11 protein-coding genes are annotated in these 16,239 nt (G+C 60.1%); 4 read left to right on the forward strand and 7 right to left on the reverse strand.

Annotated features, from left to right (window positions below):
* Positions 1-9: 9 nt before the first annotated feature.
* The 7 genes from HYG82_RS29420 to HYG82_RS29450 all read right to left on the reverse strand — a co-directional run bounded on the left by HYG82_RS29420 (position 10) and on the right by HYG82_RS29450 (position 9,289).
* The gene (locus HYG82_RS29420; protein WP_179260633.1) at positions 10-1,197 is read right to left on the reverse strand and encodes a DegT/DnrJ/EryC1/StrS family aminotransferase; all 1,188 of its coding nucleotides are present in this window, start codon (positions 1,195-1,197) and stop codon (positions 10-12) included.
* Positions 1,194-2,147, reverse strand: coding sequence for a dTDP-glucose 4,6-dehydratase (locus HYG82_RS29425; RefSeq protein ID WP_179260634.1), 954 nt, complete (start codon positions 2,145-2,147; stop codon positions 1,194-1,196). The genes HYG82_RS29420 and HYG82_RS29425 overlap by 4 nt, the downstream gene beginning before the upstream one ends.
* A complete protein-coding gene (locus HYG82_RS29430; RefSeq protein WP_179260635.1) occupies positions 2,144-3,160 on the reverse strand; it encodes an SDR family NAD(P)-dependent oxidoreductase in 1,017 nt (338 codons plus the stop codon). Before HYG82_RS29430 ends, HYG82_RS29425 begins: the two co-directional genes overlap by 4 nt.
* 422 nt (positions 3,161-3,582) lie before the next feature.
* Positions 3,583-4,578: a glycosyltransferase family 4 protein gene (locus tag HYG82_RS29435; protein ID WP_218834211.1), complete on the reverse strand. Its 996-nt coding sequence runs from the start codon at positions 4,576-4,578 to the stop codon at positions 3,583-3,585.
* 56 nt (positions 4,579-4,634) lie between these two features.
* Positions 4,635-5,780 carry a glycosyltransferase gene (locus HYG82_RS29440; protein WP_179260637.1) on the reverse strand — a complete coding sequence of 382 codons (1,146 nt, stop codon included), beginning with the start codon at positions 5,778-5,780 and terminating at the stop codon, positions 4,635-4,637.
* A gap of 535 nt (positions 5,781-6,315) precedes the next feature.
* The gene (gene glmS, locus HYG82_RS29445) at positions 6,316-8,121 is read right to left on the reverse strand and encodes a glutamine--fructose-6-phosphate transaminase (isomerizing) (protein WP_179260638.1); all 1,806 of its coding nucleotides are present in this window, start codon (positions 8,119-8,121) and stop codon (positions 6,316-6,318) included.
* A 1-nt stretch (position 8,122) separates the two neighbouring features.
* Positions 8,123-9,289: a sugar phosphate nucleotidyltransferase gene (locus tag HYG82_RS29450; protein ID WP_179260639.1), complete on the reverse strand. Its 1,167-nt coding sequence runs from the start codon at positions 9,287-9,289 to the stop codon at positions 8,123-8,125.
* 359 nt (positions 9,290-9,648) lie between these two features.
* On the opposite strand from HYG82_RS29450, the gene HYG82_RS29455 reads away from it, so the two are divergent.
* From HYG82_RS29455 to HYG82_RS29470, 4 genes are all read left to right on the forward strand, one after another.
* Positions 9,649-11,085 (forward strand): oligosaccharide flippase family protein, encoded by a 1,437-nt coding sequence (locus tag HYG82_RS29455; protein ID WP_179260640.1) that lies wholly within the window; start codon positions 9,649-9,651, stop codon positions 11,083-11,085.
* Between the two features lie 38 nt (positions 11,086-11,123).
* A complete protein-coding gene (locus HYG82_RS29460; protein WP_284145034.1) occupies positions 11,124-11,690 on the forward strand; it encodes a sugar phosphate nucleotidyltransferase in 567 nt (188 codons plus the stop codon).
* Between the two features lie 430 nt (positions 11,691-12,120).
* On the forward strand, positions 12,121-12,948 hold the full coding sequence (locus HYG82_RS29465) for an undecaprenyl-diphosphate phosphatase (RefSeq protein WP_179260641.1): 828 nt from the start codon (positions 12,121-12,123) through the stop codon (positions 12,946-12,948).
* A 401-nt stretch (positions 12,949-13,349) separates the two neighbouring features.
* On the forward strand, positions 13,350-15,890 hold the full coding sequence (locus tag HYG82_RS29470; protein WP_179260642.1) for an MFS transporter: 2,541 nt from the start codon (positions 13,350-13,352) through the stop codon (positions 15,888-15,890).
* The last annotated feature ends 349 nt before the right edge of the window (positions 15,891-16,239 follow it).

Raw genomic sequence — 16,239 nt, forward strand, 5'->3', positions numbered from 1 at the left:
ACGCTCCTACTACTGGTGATACGTTGACAGCCGCTGCACTGCAGTCACGACGTCATCGACATCGCTGTCGTCCATCTCGGCGTGGAACGGGAGACTCACCAGCCGTTCGTACACCGCCTCTGACTCGGGGAACTCACCCGGTTCGTATCCGAACTTCTCCTGGAAGTAGGGGTGGTAGTGAAGCGGAACGTAGTGTACCTGGACACCGACATTTTCGGCGTGCATTGCGTTAACGAACTCCCCACGGTCACAGCCGAAAGCGTCGCTCACCTCGATTGCGTACAGGTGATACATCGGATCGGCGTCGAGCGGGTTAGGCGGCGTCCGGATTCCCACGATATCTGCGAACGCCGCATCGTACCGGTCGCGGACCTCGTCACGTCGTTGTTTGAACGCATCGAGGCGCTCTAACTGTGCCAGACCAAGTGCAGCCTGGAGATCGGTGAGGTTGTAGTTGTACCCGATCCCCTCGGTCACCTGATACCACGGTTCGTCTTCGTGGCCGTCGGGGTCGTAGTTCATATCGAACGACCGGAGCCGCCGAAGCCGGGCGGCGAGGTCGTCGTCGTCGGTAACGACCATTCCACCCTCACCGGTCGTGATGTTCTTGACGGGGTGGAAGCTGAATATCGCCATATCCCGCTGGGCCCCGATTGGCTCGTCGTGCCATGTTCCACCAAATGCGTGGCAGGCGTCCCAGACCACCGTCAGATCGTGGTCGTCGGCTACCGAGAGCAACGCGTCGATATCCGCGGGATGGCCGCCGTAATGCATCGGAATCAGTCCCTCGGTATCGTCGGTCACCCGTTCACGAACGGCATCTGGATCGAGTGTTCGCCGACGGGGGTCGATATCGGCGAACACCGGCGTGGCGTCGTTGTAAGTTGCCGCGTGGGCCGTCGAGGCGAAGGTCAACGGCGTGGTGATAACTTCGTCGCCCGGCCCGAAGCCAGCCGCCGCGCCAGCGAGGTGGAGCGCGGTTGTGCCGGAGGTCGACGCGACGGCGTGGTCGACACCGACGAGCTCGGCGACGCGGGCTTCGAATTCCTCGACGGTCGGTCCCCGGGTGATGTAATCGCCCTCGAGTGCGTCTCCGACAGCCGCTTTTTCAGCCTCGCTGATGCTCTGGCTACCGTAGCCGAGCACGGTCTCACGGACTGGGGTTCCACTGTACAGCGCCGGAATGTCGTTGATCATCTGTCGCCGTGCTCCGTTTGCAGCCACTTACGAAGTTGGTCAACCCCGTCTTCGAGAGAGACTTCTGGGTCCCACCCCAGTACCTCCCTCGCTTTCGTCGGGTCACAGCGGAGTTTCTGGACTTCGCTCTGTGGGTGGTGGTGTTCGACATGATCGATCTCGGTGCCGTCAGTCGCGATCAGTTCGGCCAGTTCGTTGATCGAGATATCCGATCCAGTCCCGGCGTTGATCACCTCTCCGGTCGTCGCATCGGAAAACGTTCCGTCGACGATGAACCGCGCACAGTCGGTCGCGTACAGCAAATCGCGTGTCTGTGTCCCGTCGCCGAAAATCTTCAGCGGCTCGTCATTGAGATCACGGCTCGTGAAAATCGAGACTACCCCCCCGGCCATGTCCGTTTTCTGGTATGGGCCGTAGGTGTTGAACGGACGGAGAATTGTCACTGGCAGATCGTAGCCATAGTAGTAGCTCTCGGCGAGGTTCTCGGCGGCGAGTTTCGTTCCGGCGTACGGTGAGGCCGGTTTGACCGGATGGGTTTCGTCGATTCCCTCGCCCGAGCCAGCCATGTCATACACCATACACGTTCCGACCAGACCCAGCCGCGTGTCGGTCTGTCGACACGCTTCGAGAACGTTGTGTGTCCCCGTTACGTTGGTCGAATAGTGGGCTTCGGGATCTTCGAGACTTTCCTGTACGTCGATCTCCGCAGCGAGGTGGAGACAGGCATCTGTACCGGACGCAACGAGCTCGCCGACGGTATCGCGGTCACGCACGTCACCTTCGACAAACGTGAATCGCGTGTTGTCCCGGAAGGCCTCAATATTCCGTTCGGACCCGTTCGAGAGGTTGTCGAGGCCCACGACATCGTAGTCCCGCGAAAGCAGTGCGTCTACGACCCACCGACCGATAAACCCAGCTGCACCAGTAACGACGACTTGACCGGAAGTCATTGTTCCTCCAAGAGATCCGTGTCAGATCGAATAAAATCAATGATTTCGCCTTTCGTGAGCAGATCCTCGTTCCCCGAGGATCGAACGATGTCGTCGGCGGGTTCGAAGTCGTCGAGCCCCTCGTAATCGAGATACCCATTCGCATCCGGCGGAATCGCGTATAGCGTCTCGTTTTCGACTGCGCGTCGGGCCTCACGTTCAGTCATGATCTTTTCGTCGAACGTCTCACCGATACCGCGACCGATCTCCTCTATTTCGATAGCCGATGGATCGTAATCGTACGTCGGGGCCATCGTCTCGATCATCGCCTCGGCGAGATCTTCGATGCGCATTGCGGGCATCTTGTAGATGAACGTCTCCCCACCGGCCGTTCGCTCCAGCGCTTCGGTGATGAGCGACGTCACGTCAGTATACGAGAGGAAAAACCGAGTCATCCGCGAATCGGTCAGGGTCACGGGTCCGCCGTTGCTGATCTGTTCGTGGAATATCGGAACCACTGACTGTGAGGAGTTGATGACGTTTCCAAAACGAACCGCGGTCAACCGTAGATCACCGCGGCCGCTGTACTTGTGTGCCGCCGTAACGAGTTTCTCGCCGAGAAGTTTGGTCGTCCCCATCGTATTGACGGGATCAACCGCTTTATCACTACTCGTGAAGACGACTCGTTCGACGCCGTTGTCGATTGCGGCATCGATGAGGTTCTGGAGTCCGAGGACGTTAGTCTTGACCGCCTCGAACGCGTTGTATTCGCTAATGTCGACGTGTTTCATCGCGGCCGTGTGGATGACTATATCGACGTTCTGCATCGCCCGCTCGAGCCGAGAATCGTCACGCACATCGCCGATCAGAAACCGACATCGGTCGTCGTCGATTTCTGCCTGCAACTGGGCGAGTCTCGGCTCATTATTGTCGAACAATCGAACAATGTTTGCATCATGATCAAAACAGTGACGGGCGATCCGTCTGCCGACGGAACCAGCACCAGTAATGAGCACGTTTTGCTCGGCGATCATTGGCATCTACTGATCAAAGACAGAATATGAATCTGTTGAATACCCTTCCAAGGAATATTTTACTGGTTTGATAAGCAAGTATTTAAATAATTTCCGTGACTACTCACGTGAGCGGAGCGGGACCATCATGCGTCGATCAGTTAGCAGTGATGAGATGAAAGCGACGTCACGCAGGAGAAGGACGGGAGAGATGCGCGTTGATAGAACCACGTCTCGAAACCACTCGAAAGCTATACACTGCGACGTGAAGGGTGATGACTAGGTTCGCGTGTCTGGGAGGACGCTCCGTTCTGGAGTGCGGGCCTGCTCAGGACTGTCGCCTTCTCGACGAACGGATAGATGCACACATCGTCTCGGTGTGATGCCCGTGAAAGGACGTTTCGCTCGCCCGGACGCTGTCGAGGACCGCCACGGGAAACTCGTTATAGAGACGTACTCTGAGCCCGATATTGTTCCTCGAGTGCGTCAACGGCGTCGTCCCACGTCGGTAGTGTGGTCGGGTCAGTTTCTCGATCGACGACGTCTCTCACCGCCCGTGCGACGGTCGGTGGGGAGACGTTGCTCACGCTCACACAATCGGCTCTGTGTATCCAGTTTGCGAGCGCGCCGCGCTCTCGAACCACACAGGGCGTTCCGGCTGCAAGTGATTCGGCGACAGTAATGCCGTAGGCTTCGAACGACGACAGCGTCACGTACGTGGCTGCTCCTGCATAGAGGCCAGGAATTTCGTCGTCGTCGACGTATCCGAGGAACGTGACCCGGTCCCGAACGGCTTCGCGTTCGGCAATTCGTTCCAACTCGTCGCGATAGGGACCGGTTCCGGCAACCAGAAGGTCGAACTCGGGCAATTCTGAAAGCGCTCGAATCACGTGCTGGACGCCCTTGTATTCCTTGAGACGACCAACTGTCACCAGATACGGCCGAGGATGTTCTTTCGGATCGCTCTGGCGGAATCGATCGACCTCGATCCCATTTGGAATAACCGTTGTCTCGGCCCCGAAGTCGGCGGCCAACTGTTCTCGTTCCCAGTCACTGACGGCGACGACCGCGTCAGCGTTTCGAAGTGCCCACCCTCCGACGGGACGGTACAACGAAAGTAGCCGATCTCGAAACGACGACCCGCTTCCGCCGTGATAGTGTGGAGTGGCAACAAACGGCGTTTCCTGAGCGCTGATCGCCGCAAAGAACAACGGAAGCGAATGGTAGTTGTGCCCGTGCATGATGTCACCATCGATGCGACGAAGCGTCCGGAGGATACCGGGAGCGATGTGAAATGCACCTCCTGGGTCGAATCCTCTGTGACGAACTACCTCGACGCCATTTCGGGTTTCCCGGCTTGGGATTCCGTCAGCCGCGTCGGCCGTCACGACGGTGACATCGTGTCCCCGGTCAGCGAGCCGTTCACAGATTGCTTTCATATGCGTCTCGAGACCACCAGTCCAGGGCGGATATCGAGAAACGACCTGAATGATGTTCATTCGAATACTTTCCGTGACTCTCGGTCGACGGTCCAGATTCCGGTTACGTCGTCGAAGACGAGCCGTAATTGTGCGATGAGCAGTGAGACCTGTGAATCGACGATTGCATACAGCGGTTGGAGTGGACCAAGTTGGTCTCGTTGTCCGAGGGCGAAGAACACAGCCGCGAGGACGGGAATACTGATGCCGACTACCCCGACCAACTGGATGATTGCAGCTGTCACAACGAGCGCACTCAACAGGATGAACCAGGGTGACGCGATCATGAACCACCAGTTAAACGGGAGGACGAACCGTCCATACCATCCCTTGCGACCAAGCAGATCTCGATTTCGCACGAGAAGTTGTACCAGTCCCATCGCACGCCGGTCCTTGCGAGTCCGGCGTTTCCCGAACTCAGAGACGCCGGATTCGAAGAAATGAATCGCGGGATCGACGATAACCCGGTTGCTTGACTCCCGACGAATATGTATACCGATCTCTGTGTCGTCTGCGAGCGAATCGGGTGCGATCGAAGTGAATGCCGACCGTTCGAAGGCGAAACACGGTCCATGACAGATAAACGTCGAATCGAGGTGTGATTCTAGCATCTGGACGCGACAGAGGATATCTCGGTAATCCTGTTCGACTCGACTGTCGCCGAGGACATCCGCTTGCTGTCCCGTCACAGCGCTTACACGCTCGTCAGAGAGGTTTGCAACGGCTTCACGGAGCGCGTTCGGCGCCAGCTTGGAATCACAATCGGTGCGAAACACGACTTCTGAGGTGACCGACTCCATCGCTTGGTTGACTGCTTTTGCAACCCCGCCCCTGTCCTGTTCCTCGATGAGTGTCAACGACGGTGAGTCGATACCCGTAAAAAAGTCCCGAACGACCGACCGTGTGTCGTCGGTCGAGGAATCAACGACCACGAGTTCGACCTTCTCCAGAGGATAGTCGAGTTCGATCAGGTCCTCGAGTTTGGTCTCGACGATCTGTTCCTCATTGTATGTCGGAAGAACGATACTAACGGTGGGTTCGGCGGGCGTTTTGTCAGCTGGCGACCCTTGTGGTCGAACCCATACATACAGCAGGAGAAAGATAATGTACGGCGCGGCCGTGATCGCGAGAAGCGAAATTGCAGCCACGGCAAGTAGCGTCATTGACGGTGGATTGTCACCGGTCCTAATAAACTTCTTTATCCTGAGACGAACTCTCGAGAGCCGGTTTTAGGTGGTTAAAGTGCTGTTACGGTCGCAATGCGCCACGACGATCAGTGACTTTCCAGCGTCGAGCGATTACCGACTACCATTTTCAAGAAATAGGCAATCTTGAAGTTGCATCTAGATATTGTCAAACACGATCATCTATATATCAGGTTAGTAAATTTCAATTTTTTATTGTATTCGCTGAAAGTCGGTATGCATTTCATTTGCGAAGGGAGTCGACAGAAGTTCACTGACTACTTCAATGCGAGCAGTATGGAAATCCGTGTGACGACTACGATCGTTCTTACGCACTATTCGTCGACTAAAGAGGCGTCAGATCAAAATTCGCCCGGTTCCGCGCTGTGTTTGGAACGAACAGCTGTAGAGAGTCGCCAGTAGAAACGTACGCATCCCGCTCATTGATGACAGACCGAACGTAGTCCCCGAAAGGTACCTTCTTGCGAATAGCAAATTCACTCTTTTTCAGATTTCACTCCACAGTTACGCTCTTTGCGAGGTTTCGCGGCTTATCGATCGACCGATCTTTCAGGTTCGCGACGTGGTATGCAAACAGCTGGAAGTACACGTTCGCAACCAACGGCTCGAAGACACCCACGCGCGGCACCTCGAGCGCACAGTCGAGCGACCCCGTCTCCGCGCCGTCGGAAACGACGCCGATCGCGGGTGCGCCTCGCGTCTGCGCTTCGGCGAGATTGTTGACCGTCTCGCTTCCATCGGCCCCGGCGGTCAGGACGGCGAGGACGGGGGTCTTCTCGGTAACGAGTGCCAGCGGTCCGTGTTTCAACTCGCCGGCGGCGAAGCCCTCGGCGTGATCGTAGGAGATTTCCTTCAGTTTCAACGCGCCCTCGAGCGCAACCGGATAGCCGAACCGCCGGCCCACGAAGAAGAACGCGTCCGAGCCGAGACACTCGTTGGCGACCTCGGTCACGCGCGCTTCATCATCCAGCACCTGCTGGACGGCGCCGGGTAACCCGCGGACGTTCTCGAGGACGTCGCGTGCGTCGGCAGTCGAAAGCGATCCCCGGCCCCGTCCGACCGCGACGGCGAGCAGCGCCAGCGTCGTCACCTGCGAGGCGAACGTCTTCGTGGCGGCGACGCCGATCTCCGGGCCGGCGCGGATGAACAGCGTGTCGTTGGTTTCGCGCGTCACCGTACTTCCCAGCGTGTTCGTCACGGCGAGCGTCCGCGCACCGGCCCCCGCAGCGCGTCGAATCGCGCCGAGCGTGTCCGCCGTCTCGCCGCTCTGGGTGACGGCGATCACGAGCGTCCGCCAGGGATCGCGGCCGCCGTCGAACTCGTACTCGCTTGCGATCTCGACGGTCGCGCGGACGTCCGCGAACTCCTCGAGCAAGGTAGCCGCGTACTGGCTCGCGTAGTAGGACGTTCCGCAGGCGACGAGTTGGATCTCCTCGAGCGACTCGAGATAGCCCTGGGGAAACGAGAGATCGAGGTCGACGTCTCCCCGGTCGAGGTCGATCCGGCCGGACAGCGTCTGTCGCAACGCGGTCGGCTGCTCGTGGATCTCCTTTCGCATGTAATGCTCGTAGCCGCCTTTCTCCGCCGCGTCGGCGTCCCACTCGACGGTCTCGATCTCTCGGTCGACGCGATCGCCGTCGTGATACACCGTCGCGTGAGCGGCCTCGAGCGAGACGACGTCGCCGTCCTCGAGGTAGGTAACGTCTCGCGTGTGTTCGAGAAACGCGGTGACGTCGCTGGCGACGAACGCGGCGTCGTCGCCGTGGCCGATTACGAGCGGACTCTCGTGTCGGGTCGCGACGATCCGGTCGCTGCCGGCGCGAACCGCGGCGATGGCGTAGCTCCCCTCGAGTCGATCGACGACGCGATCGACGGCGGACAGCAGGTCGTGGCCGTCATTGAGTTCCTGCTCTAGCAGGTGCGGGATGACTTCGGTGTCGGTATCGCTCGAGAAGTCGAAGCCCTCTTTCAGGAGTTCACCTTTCAGGGATTCGTAGTTCTCAATGATGCCGTTGTGTACGACGGCCACTGACCCATTCTGGCTCGTATGGGGGTGTGCGTTCGCGTCGGTCGGCGGGCCGTGCGTCGACCAGCGCGTGTGGCCGATCCCGCAGGTGGCATTTGCCACCTCCGGAACGCGTAATTCGCTCACCTCACCAGCCTGCTTCGCCACGGTCAGTTCCTGATCGACGAGCGCGACCCCCGCGGAGTCGTACCCGCGATAGTCGAGGTTCTCGAGACCGCCGTACACGATTGGCCCTGCTGGTTCAGTTCCGACGTAGCCGACTATTCCACACATGCTACCCCCTCCTCACGATCGCGTCCGGTTCGATTCGACCGTCGACGCTCGCGCCGTGGTCGACGGTCGCACCGTCGCCGAGTACGGTCCCAGGGGAGACCGTCGCACCGCTGCCGACGGTCGTGTTGTCGCCCACGACGGCGCCGAAGTCGACGTCGTCGTAGACGTCACCATCGACCACCATCCTCGTCGGACCGCCTGCGATCGTCGCGTTCGCACCGATGGTCGCGTTCCCCGCGACTACCGCGTCGCGGACGACAGCACCGGACTCGACGACGGCATCGGCGAAGACGACCGCGTTCGAGAGGACGGCGTTCGACTCGATGGTGACGTTATCCCCGATCGCGGTGCTGCCGCCGACGGTCGCGTTCGGTCCGATCGTCACGTCGACACCGATCGTCGTGTCCGGTGCAGTTGCGGTCTCCGTCCGTGGATTCGAATTGCGGTCGGCGCTATCGATGACCGCCGCATTGACGTCGAGGAGATCCCAGAGATGCGAGACGTCCAGCCAGAGCCCACGATATCGGACGGCCTGAATCGGCTGACTGGCTGCCATTTGCTCGAGGGTCGTCGTAATCGCGAGTTCTCCCCTGTCCGTCGGCGTCGATCGAATCGCATCGAAGACCGACGGTTCGAATCCGTACACGCCGGCGTTGATGAGCTCGGACGAAATCGGGGCCGTCGGTTTTTCGTCGATTTCGGTGACGCGGCCGTCTGCCACCGCCACGACGCCGTAGTCGCTCGCACGATCGGTTCGCGAGACCGCCATCACCGGTCCGTCGGCGGTGACGATTTCGTTTCGAACACGTTCGACGAGCGACGAGTCGACGATCCGGTCTCCGTTCAGGACGAGAAACGAATCCGAAATAGCCGGTTCGGCCTGCAAGACCGCATGGGCCGTGCCGAGTTGTTTCTGCTGGACGACGTACTCGATATCGATCCCCCAGTCGTCACCGTCGCCGAAGTGATTCCTGATCCGTTCCTGTTGGTAGCCGACCACGAGGACGATTCGGTCGATTCCCGCGTCCGCGATCGCAGACACGACGTACTCGAGTATCGGACGGTTCGCGACGGGAACCATCGGTTTGGGACGCCGGTTCGTAAGCGGCTCGAGGCGGCGTCCTTCGCCAGCTGCGAGCACGACAGCTGACACGTTTTCGGTTGTCATACCAACTGTTTGGTGGATGAATCCTTGAATACTTGCTGGTGCCAGGGAGCATCTTTATAACCGATTTCCGCTCGCTCAGAGAGCGTGTCCGCGGTAGTCTCCGACGTTTGATCGGCGCCCTTGAGATTGGTGGCGCACTGAGAGGGTGTGACGCCAGAGTAGATGGCACACTGAGGAAGACGTCGCACTGGGATTGATGCTACACTGGGGTGAGTTCCGTCTCGAGGTAGGTGGTGACTCGTTCCGAAGATAGAAGCCGTCGGTTCAGAAAGAATATAATCCGTCACGCTTTCTTCCCAGCAGCGACCGAATTTGGTGCACGGACAGTCGACCGGTAGCAAACGAGCGCGAAAAACGATATGAGAATCGGCCAAACCTCGTTCGTCGTCTTCGCCTCGAAACTCGTCGGATCGGCGCTCGGGTTCGTCGCGACGCTATACTTCGCACGGACGCTCGGTGCCGCAGTCCTCGGCCACTACGCTCTCGTCCTCGCGGTCGTTGCGTGGCTTTCACTCGGTGGCAAACTCGGGATTTCCTCGGCAGTCGTCAAGCGGGTCAGCGAAGGCGAAGAACCGTCGGCCCACTTCACCGCCGGCATGGTGATCATCGCGACGCTCGGCCTCACACTCGCGATCGGCATTCTCGCGGTCAGAAACGCCGTAAACGAGTACATCGGCGCGGGGGTCGCGCCGTTCGTCGCGTTGCTGTTAGTGATCAGTCTCTCTTCGTCGCTCGTCAAATCGGGGTTGAACGGGGAACGAAACGTCCACATCAGCGGACTGCTCATGCCCGTTCAAACCGGCTTTCGGAGCGTGGTACAGATCGGGCTCGTATTGACGGGATTTGGGCTGGGGGGAATGCTCATCGGCCACGCGCTCGGCGTTTTTCTCGCCGGCCTGCTCGGAGCGGCGTTCCTTTCGGTCGAACTCGCACGGCCTCGCCGACGCCACTTCCGGAGTCTGTTCGACTTCGCCAAGTTTTCCTGGCTCAGCGGGCTCAAGTCCCGCTCGTTCAACGACGTCGACATCGTCGTCCTCGGTGCGCTCGTTCCGTCCGCGCTCGTCGGCGTCTATTCGGTTACCTGGAGTATCGCGGCGTTTCTCACGCTGTTCGACAGCGCCGTCAGTTCCACGCTGTTTCCGGAACTGAGTCGCGCGGAGGCGTCAGCGAACCGCGATCGGATTGCGGGATTGATCACCGACTCGCTGACCTATGGCGGTCTCATCGTCATCCCGGGGCTGTTCGGCGGCGTCGTCCTTGCGGACCGACTCCTTCGACTCTACGGAGAGACATTCATCCAAGGACGGACCGTTCTCTGGCTGTTAATCCTCGCGTCCCTCGTCTACGGCTACCAGAAGCAGCTGATGAACGCCTTGAACGCACTGGACCGCCCCGACGTTGCGTTCCGGATCAACGTCGTCTTCATCGCCACGAATGCAGTCCTGAACGTCGTTCTCGTTCTCTGGATCGGCTGGGTAGGCGCTGCGATCGCAACTGTCAGTTCCGCCTGCGTCGGACTGGCGCTCTCGTACCTATCGCTCCGTCGGCTCATCGACTTTACCGTCCCGATCGGTGAACTCTCACGACAGGTCACTACTGCGGTGGTGATGGCCGGATTCGTTGCAGGCGGTCGGCATCTCCTCGAGACGCTCGGAGTGAGCCACAACGCGCTTATCGTCGGCACGCTCACGGTGTTCGGAGCCGGTGTCTACTTCCTGGCTCTGTTCGCGATTTCCCATCGATTCCGGTCGACGGTCACTGCTAACGTACCGACGTGGCTTCCGTACAGTTCCTAGAGTCCGGCAATCGTCGTCCACCATCCGCGTCGGCCAACTTGTCGCACGAGCGCTACGAGGACGGGGACCCCGGAACCACCATCACCTACATCCATCGGCTCGAACAACTGGGGCTTGCCCACGCCATCCTGCAGGCCGAACCGCACATCGACGACGATTTCATCCTCATGCTCGGGGAAAACGTTTTCAGAGCGAACCTCGGCGATGTCCTCAACCGCCAGCAGGAAGCTCGGGCGGACGCAGCGTTCCTCGTCGAGGAAGTGCCCTACGAGGAAGCTTCGAGATACGGGGTCCTCGACACCAACGAGTACGGCGAGATCGTCGAAGTGATGGAAAAGCCCGACGACCCGCCGTCGAACCTCGTCATGACCGGGTTTTACACGTTCACGCCGGAGATTTTCCACGCGTGCCACCTCGTACAGCCCTCTGATAGGGGCGAGTACGAACTGCCGGATGCAATCGACCTGCTCATCCAGTCGGGGCGGACCATCGATGCGATTCGAATGGACGGGTGGCGGATCGACGTCGGCTACCCCGATGATCGTGAGCGTGCCGAGGAACGGCTTGCCGAAGAGGAATCAGTAGTCGCGCAGCCGGAACCGTAGTTCGCAGGTCAGATACGAGTCGGTTCGTCTCGTACGGAGAGCGTGAACATCTCCGTGGTCGGAACGATCGTTGCTAGTTTCACGTTCGCATTACTGGTGACGTCCCCAAACACACTCGTCTCTGGCAGCGTGTATATCCAGTAGCGTCATATATCGCACACCGGCACTATCCCAAAGTCCGGTCAGCGTAGTGAGACTGGCTGTCCCAGTTTATGTAATGACTGACAGTGGTGACTCAAAACGAGGCGGGAACTACTACCTCTCGAAGACGACACTTTCGAATGCCACCAGCGTTTCCCGCCGGACAAGGGAGAGATTTCGACGACAGAAGCGACGAGTACGGCCGTGGCATTCGTCGAAAGTCCACGGTGAATGTCGTATTCGAGGATATCGTACGTATTTAAGTGATAGCGCTGTCGCAGCATCACCTGTGAGTCGCGCAGAATTTCTCGTTGCGTTGCTGGCCGGGCTCGTCCAGGGAGTCGTCGAGTGGCTCCCCGTCTCGAGTCAGGGGAATCTGGCACTGTTCTTGACGCTCGCGGGAACGGACCCGGCGACCGCCGTGCAGCTGGCCCTCTTCTTGCAGGTCGGAACGTCTCTCTCGGCCGCGGTCTACTACCGAAACGATATCGCCGACGCTGCTCGAGCGATCCCGGGGTGGCGACCCGGTACTGCCTACGCGGGCGAGAACGCCATTGCGTCGTACGTCGTCGTCGCCACGGTGGTCACGGGACTCGTCGGCGTTCCGTTGTACGTGTTTGCGGTCGACCTCGCCGGCCGGCTCACCGGTGGCGTCTTCATATCGGGTATCGGCGTTCTGTTAGTGCTCACCGGGGTGCTCCAGTTGGCCTCAGAATCAGTCTCGATGGGCGGTCGGGACGTCCCGACGCTGCTCGACTCGGTGCTGGTCGGGGCCGTCCAGGGCGTCGCGATCTTACCCGGGATTTCGCGATCGGGCGTGACGACGAGCACTTTGCTATTCCGCAGTTACGATCCTCCGGCGGCGTTTCGGCTCTCGTTTCTCCTCGCTATCCCCGCGAGCCTCGGGGCGGCAGCGCTTACCGTCGCCGGATCCGGGGGGCTGCCCGGAGTCGATCCAGGCCCCGCCGTCGCCGCGCTCGGTCTGAGTGCCATCGTTGGCTACTGTACGATCGATGCGCTCATGCGAATCGTCGATCGAATCCCGTTCTGGGTCGTCTGTTTCGGACTCGGCGGACTCGCGATCGTCGGTGGGGGCGTCGTTTCGCTCTTCGTATAACGTCCACCGGTGACGGCCGTTTGAGCCACGAAAGAGACGCCTGTCGCGCTGGCCGGGACGGATTTACGGATCTGTGTGTGCTGTTGGGTTTCCGGTGTTTACGGATTCGTGTCTGTAGCTAGTGTCTGCCGCCCGTCCGGCTGAATTCGTACTCCTCAACAGCTGTTTCCCGACACGATTCGGACCCCATCGACTTCCATCCTTTTTGGTCGGTTTCTCGAGAACCCATGCTGACCTAGGTTATTGAATTTCTGTCATATGTTGCCAATCGACTACGTCCGATATCGCTGTGACGCACACACTGCAGGTAGGTCGGCTCGAATGCGGGAAGAGCGAACGTTTCCGACATCCAAGTATTCGGAACGAAAGGACAATGTGTAATGACTGTAAACTGTCGCTGAATGACGGCCGACCATCTCGAGGTGTTACGGGAGTTTCTGGACGACAGACCCGATGGCGAGTCCGTCCTCGAAACCCTCCTCGAGGTCGACGCAGCTCACGAAACGTGGACGTTCGACGACATTGATCTGGATTCGGGCACGTTCGGAGAACTCGTCTCCCGCGGGATCGTGGCGAAGGTCGACGGCGCGTACCGAATCGCGGAGCCGGAGACCGTCGAGGCGGTCGTCGCGGACGAGGAACGCGAGCCAACAACGGGAAGGGACGGCGGTGGACTCGAGTTAGACCCCGATCGGATTAGCAAAGCCATCACCCTCGAGCAGATTCAGGAAGCCATCGCCCTCGAGCGGCTCCGAACTGTCGTCGAGGTTCGTGCACTGACGGCGCTGATCGGAGCCCTGCTGGTCGTCGCAGCGGCCCGGATGACGGCGTATCGATCGGTATTTCAGCAGGGCTACGTCGTGTCGCCGGGGAACGATCCGTACTATTTCCGATTCTGGATGGAACAGTTCGTGGCAACGGCTTCGGGACCGACGGATTACGGGGTGGTAAAGGAGATACCACCAGGATCCATACGACCGCTCGCGCACGCGACAAACTGGTTCTTCGCCGAGTTGCTCGGCGGGGGACAAGCTGGGGCCGATACGGTCGCAGCCTGGCTGCCCGTCGTCGCCTCGATCGGACTCGGGCTCGCGATCTACAAAATCAGCGTCTTGCTGACTCGAGACGCCCGCGTCGGCGTCGCGTCGGTGTTGGTCTTTGCCGTGACGCCCGTCAACGCAGTCTACACGGGACTGGGGTTCATCGACCACCAGCTTCACCAGTACTTCTGGCTTGGAATTACGCTGCTGACGCTGACGTGGCTCGCCGTCGACGTCCAGCGGCGTTTCGAAACCGAACCCGATGAGAGCACGGCCGTCGTGGATCACGTTCGGTCTCCGGTCTCGTGGGCCGTCGCCGGCGCCTTCGGCCTCTCGGTCGCGGCCGGCGTCCACTCGTGGGGCGGTTCGCCGCTGTTGCTGATTCCCCTCGCAGGATACGTCGGGTTACGCGTTGCGATGGATGCCCGATCGGGGGTGTCGCCCGTGCTCGCGAACCTGCCGTTGCTCGCCGGGCTCGCGCTCGGGACCTGGCTCTCGCTGGCGCTGCACCACCGATGGGGGTGGCAGGCGGAGTTCATCGCGACCACGCCGGCGCTGGTGCTCGGCGGATCGGTCGCCGTCGTCGCGCTCGGCGAACTATGGCGGCGCCTCGAGGTCCATCTCGGCGGGCTGATCGCACTCGAGGGCCTCGTTGCCGCCGGCGGCCTCTACGCGTTCAAACGGCTGCAACCCGCTGATTGGGCCGAAGCGATGACCCGCGTCGACGACCTGCTCTTCCGAACGAGGGCGACCGAGACGGCGTCACTATTTTCGACGGAGTACGCCGTCTTTTTCGGCCCGATGTACCAGCTCGGCATGGGATTTTACGTCGCGCTCGCGGTGCTGGGGTGGGTCGCGTGGCTCGTCTATCGGCGGTACGAACCCGGCTGGTTGCTCGTCGGCACCTATACGAGCTATCTGCTGGTGTTGGCGGGGATTCAGGTTCGGTTCGCCGGCCAGTTCGCGATTCCGCTGGCCGTGCTCACGGGACTCGGCGTCGTGCAATTGTTCGCCGTGGTTGATCTGGCTCGAACGCCGGTTCCATTTCGCAATTCGGCTGGATCAGCCGGTGCGACTCGAGGGAGTGGGTCAGTAGCCGCCGATGGTAGTGGGAGGATCGACGGGTCGGGGTCCTCTTCTGAACGTGGCTCCGACGGTGGCAAGGCGCTCGAGCCCTCGATTTCGGTACCGGACGGCCGAAAGCTCGGCTACGTGATCGCCATCGGACTGCTCGTGTTCGGACTGAATCTCATCTACGTGCCCGGGCTGACCGCAGACCTGACGTACGGCGAGGCGAAGATCGACGCAGTGAGTGCGATCGACGACCACGCCGACGCAGCGAACCGAACATATCCCCAGAACTACGTGTTGAGTGAGTGGGGGGACAACCGGATGTACAACCACTTCGTCAACGGGAAGTCTCGAAGATACGGATACGCGCGAAAGAACTACAACGGGTTCCGAGCGGGGACAGATCCGGACAGCCGGTATGACAAGTTTAACCGCCGGGTCGGCTACGTCGTCGTGAACGACATCGACGCCGATGCACCGGCCGAGAGCGCGCAAGTACGACTGCTCGAGGAATACGGTGCCGGTGGCAACGGAACCGATGGATTAGCTCACTATCAGGCGATCTACATTGACGACGAGGTAGCGGCATTTGCGATCGTGTCCGGAGCGACGCTCAGGGTCCCTGGTGAGTCTGGTGGGACCGTGACTGTACAGACGGACGTGTCCGTCTCCGGCGAGTCGTTCACCTACGAACGATCGGCGGCGGTTGGAGACAACGGACAGGCGACGGTGACGGTGCCGTATGCCGGCGAGTATACGGTCGGAAATCGGTCGATGGTCGTTTCCGAGGGAGACGTGCTGAACGGGACTACGGTCGCGGTCAGGGCGTAACGATGTCGGCGTATTTCGGATGCATTGGGAGTCCCCTCCCTTTTCCCGTCTGGGCTTCCACGAAAGCAATGTTGCCCTGGCCGCGTGGGAGAGTCACGTAGTGTGCTTCAGAGGCCCATAATCACGCCACCTCTTCGATCAGTTGCTCTGCCTTGTCGCGGAGTTCAGCAGTCATGTGGAGGCTGTTGTCGTCGACACGGCGTACGATCGCTTTCGCCTCGTCTTCGGACGAACCATCGACGGCACGGTTCCGTATCCTAGTTCGTCGTCGAAACGGGCGCAGGGAGCGAGCACGGTCACATCCGATGGTGGAAAGTCGTTTATCGGCGTGCAGTCGCCGGCCGGGGTT

It is taken from the genome of Natrinema halophilum (assembly GCF_013402815.2).
Lineage (GTDB): Archaea > Halobacteriota > Halobacteria > Halobacteriales > Natrialbaceae > Natrinema > Natrinema halophilum.

Bases quoted from the DNA above. Each gene is read 5' to 3' on its own strand.
- HYG82_RS29420 (WP_179260633.1), bottom strand. From the start codon at position 1,197: ATGATCAACGACATTCCGGCGCTGTACAGTGGAACCCCAGTCCGTGAG.
- HYG82_RS29425 (WP_179260634.1), bottom strand. From the start codon at position 2,147: ATGACTTCCGGTCAAGTCGTCGTTACTGGTGCAGCTGGGTTTATCGGT.
- HYG82_RS29430 (WP_179260635.1), bottom strand. From the start codon at position 3,160: ATGATCGCCGAGCAAAACGTGCTCATTACTGGTGCTGGTTCCGTCGGC.
- HYG82_RS29435 (WP_218834211.1), bottom strand. From the start codon at position 4,578: ATGAAAGCAATCTGTGAACGGCTCGCTGACCGGGGACACGATGTCACC.
- HYG82_RS29440 (WP_179260637.1), bottom strand. From the start codon at position 5,780: ATGACGCTACTTGCCGTGGCTGCAATTTCGCTTCTCGCGATCACGGCC.
- glmS (WP_179260638.1), bottom strand. From the start codon at position 8,121: ATGTGTGGAATAGTCGGCTACGTCGGAACTGAACCAGCAGGGCCAATC.
- HYG82_RS29450 (WP_179260639.1), bottom strand. From the start codon at position 9,289: ATGACAACCGAAAACGTGTCAGCTGTCGTGCTCGCAGCTGGCGAAGGA.
- HYG82_RS29455 (WP_179260640.1), top strand. From the start codon at position 9,649: ATGAGAATCGGCCAAACCTCGTTCGTCGTCTTCGCCTCGAAACTCGTC.
- HYG82_RS29470 (WP_179260642.1), top strand. From the start codon at position 13,350: ATGACGGCCGACCATCTCGAGGTGTTACGGGAGTTTCTGGACGACAGA.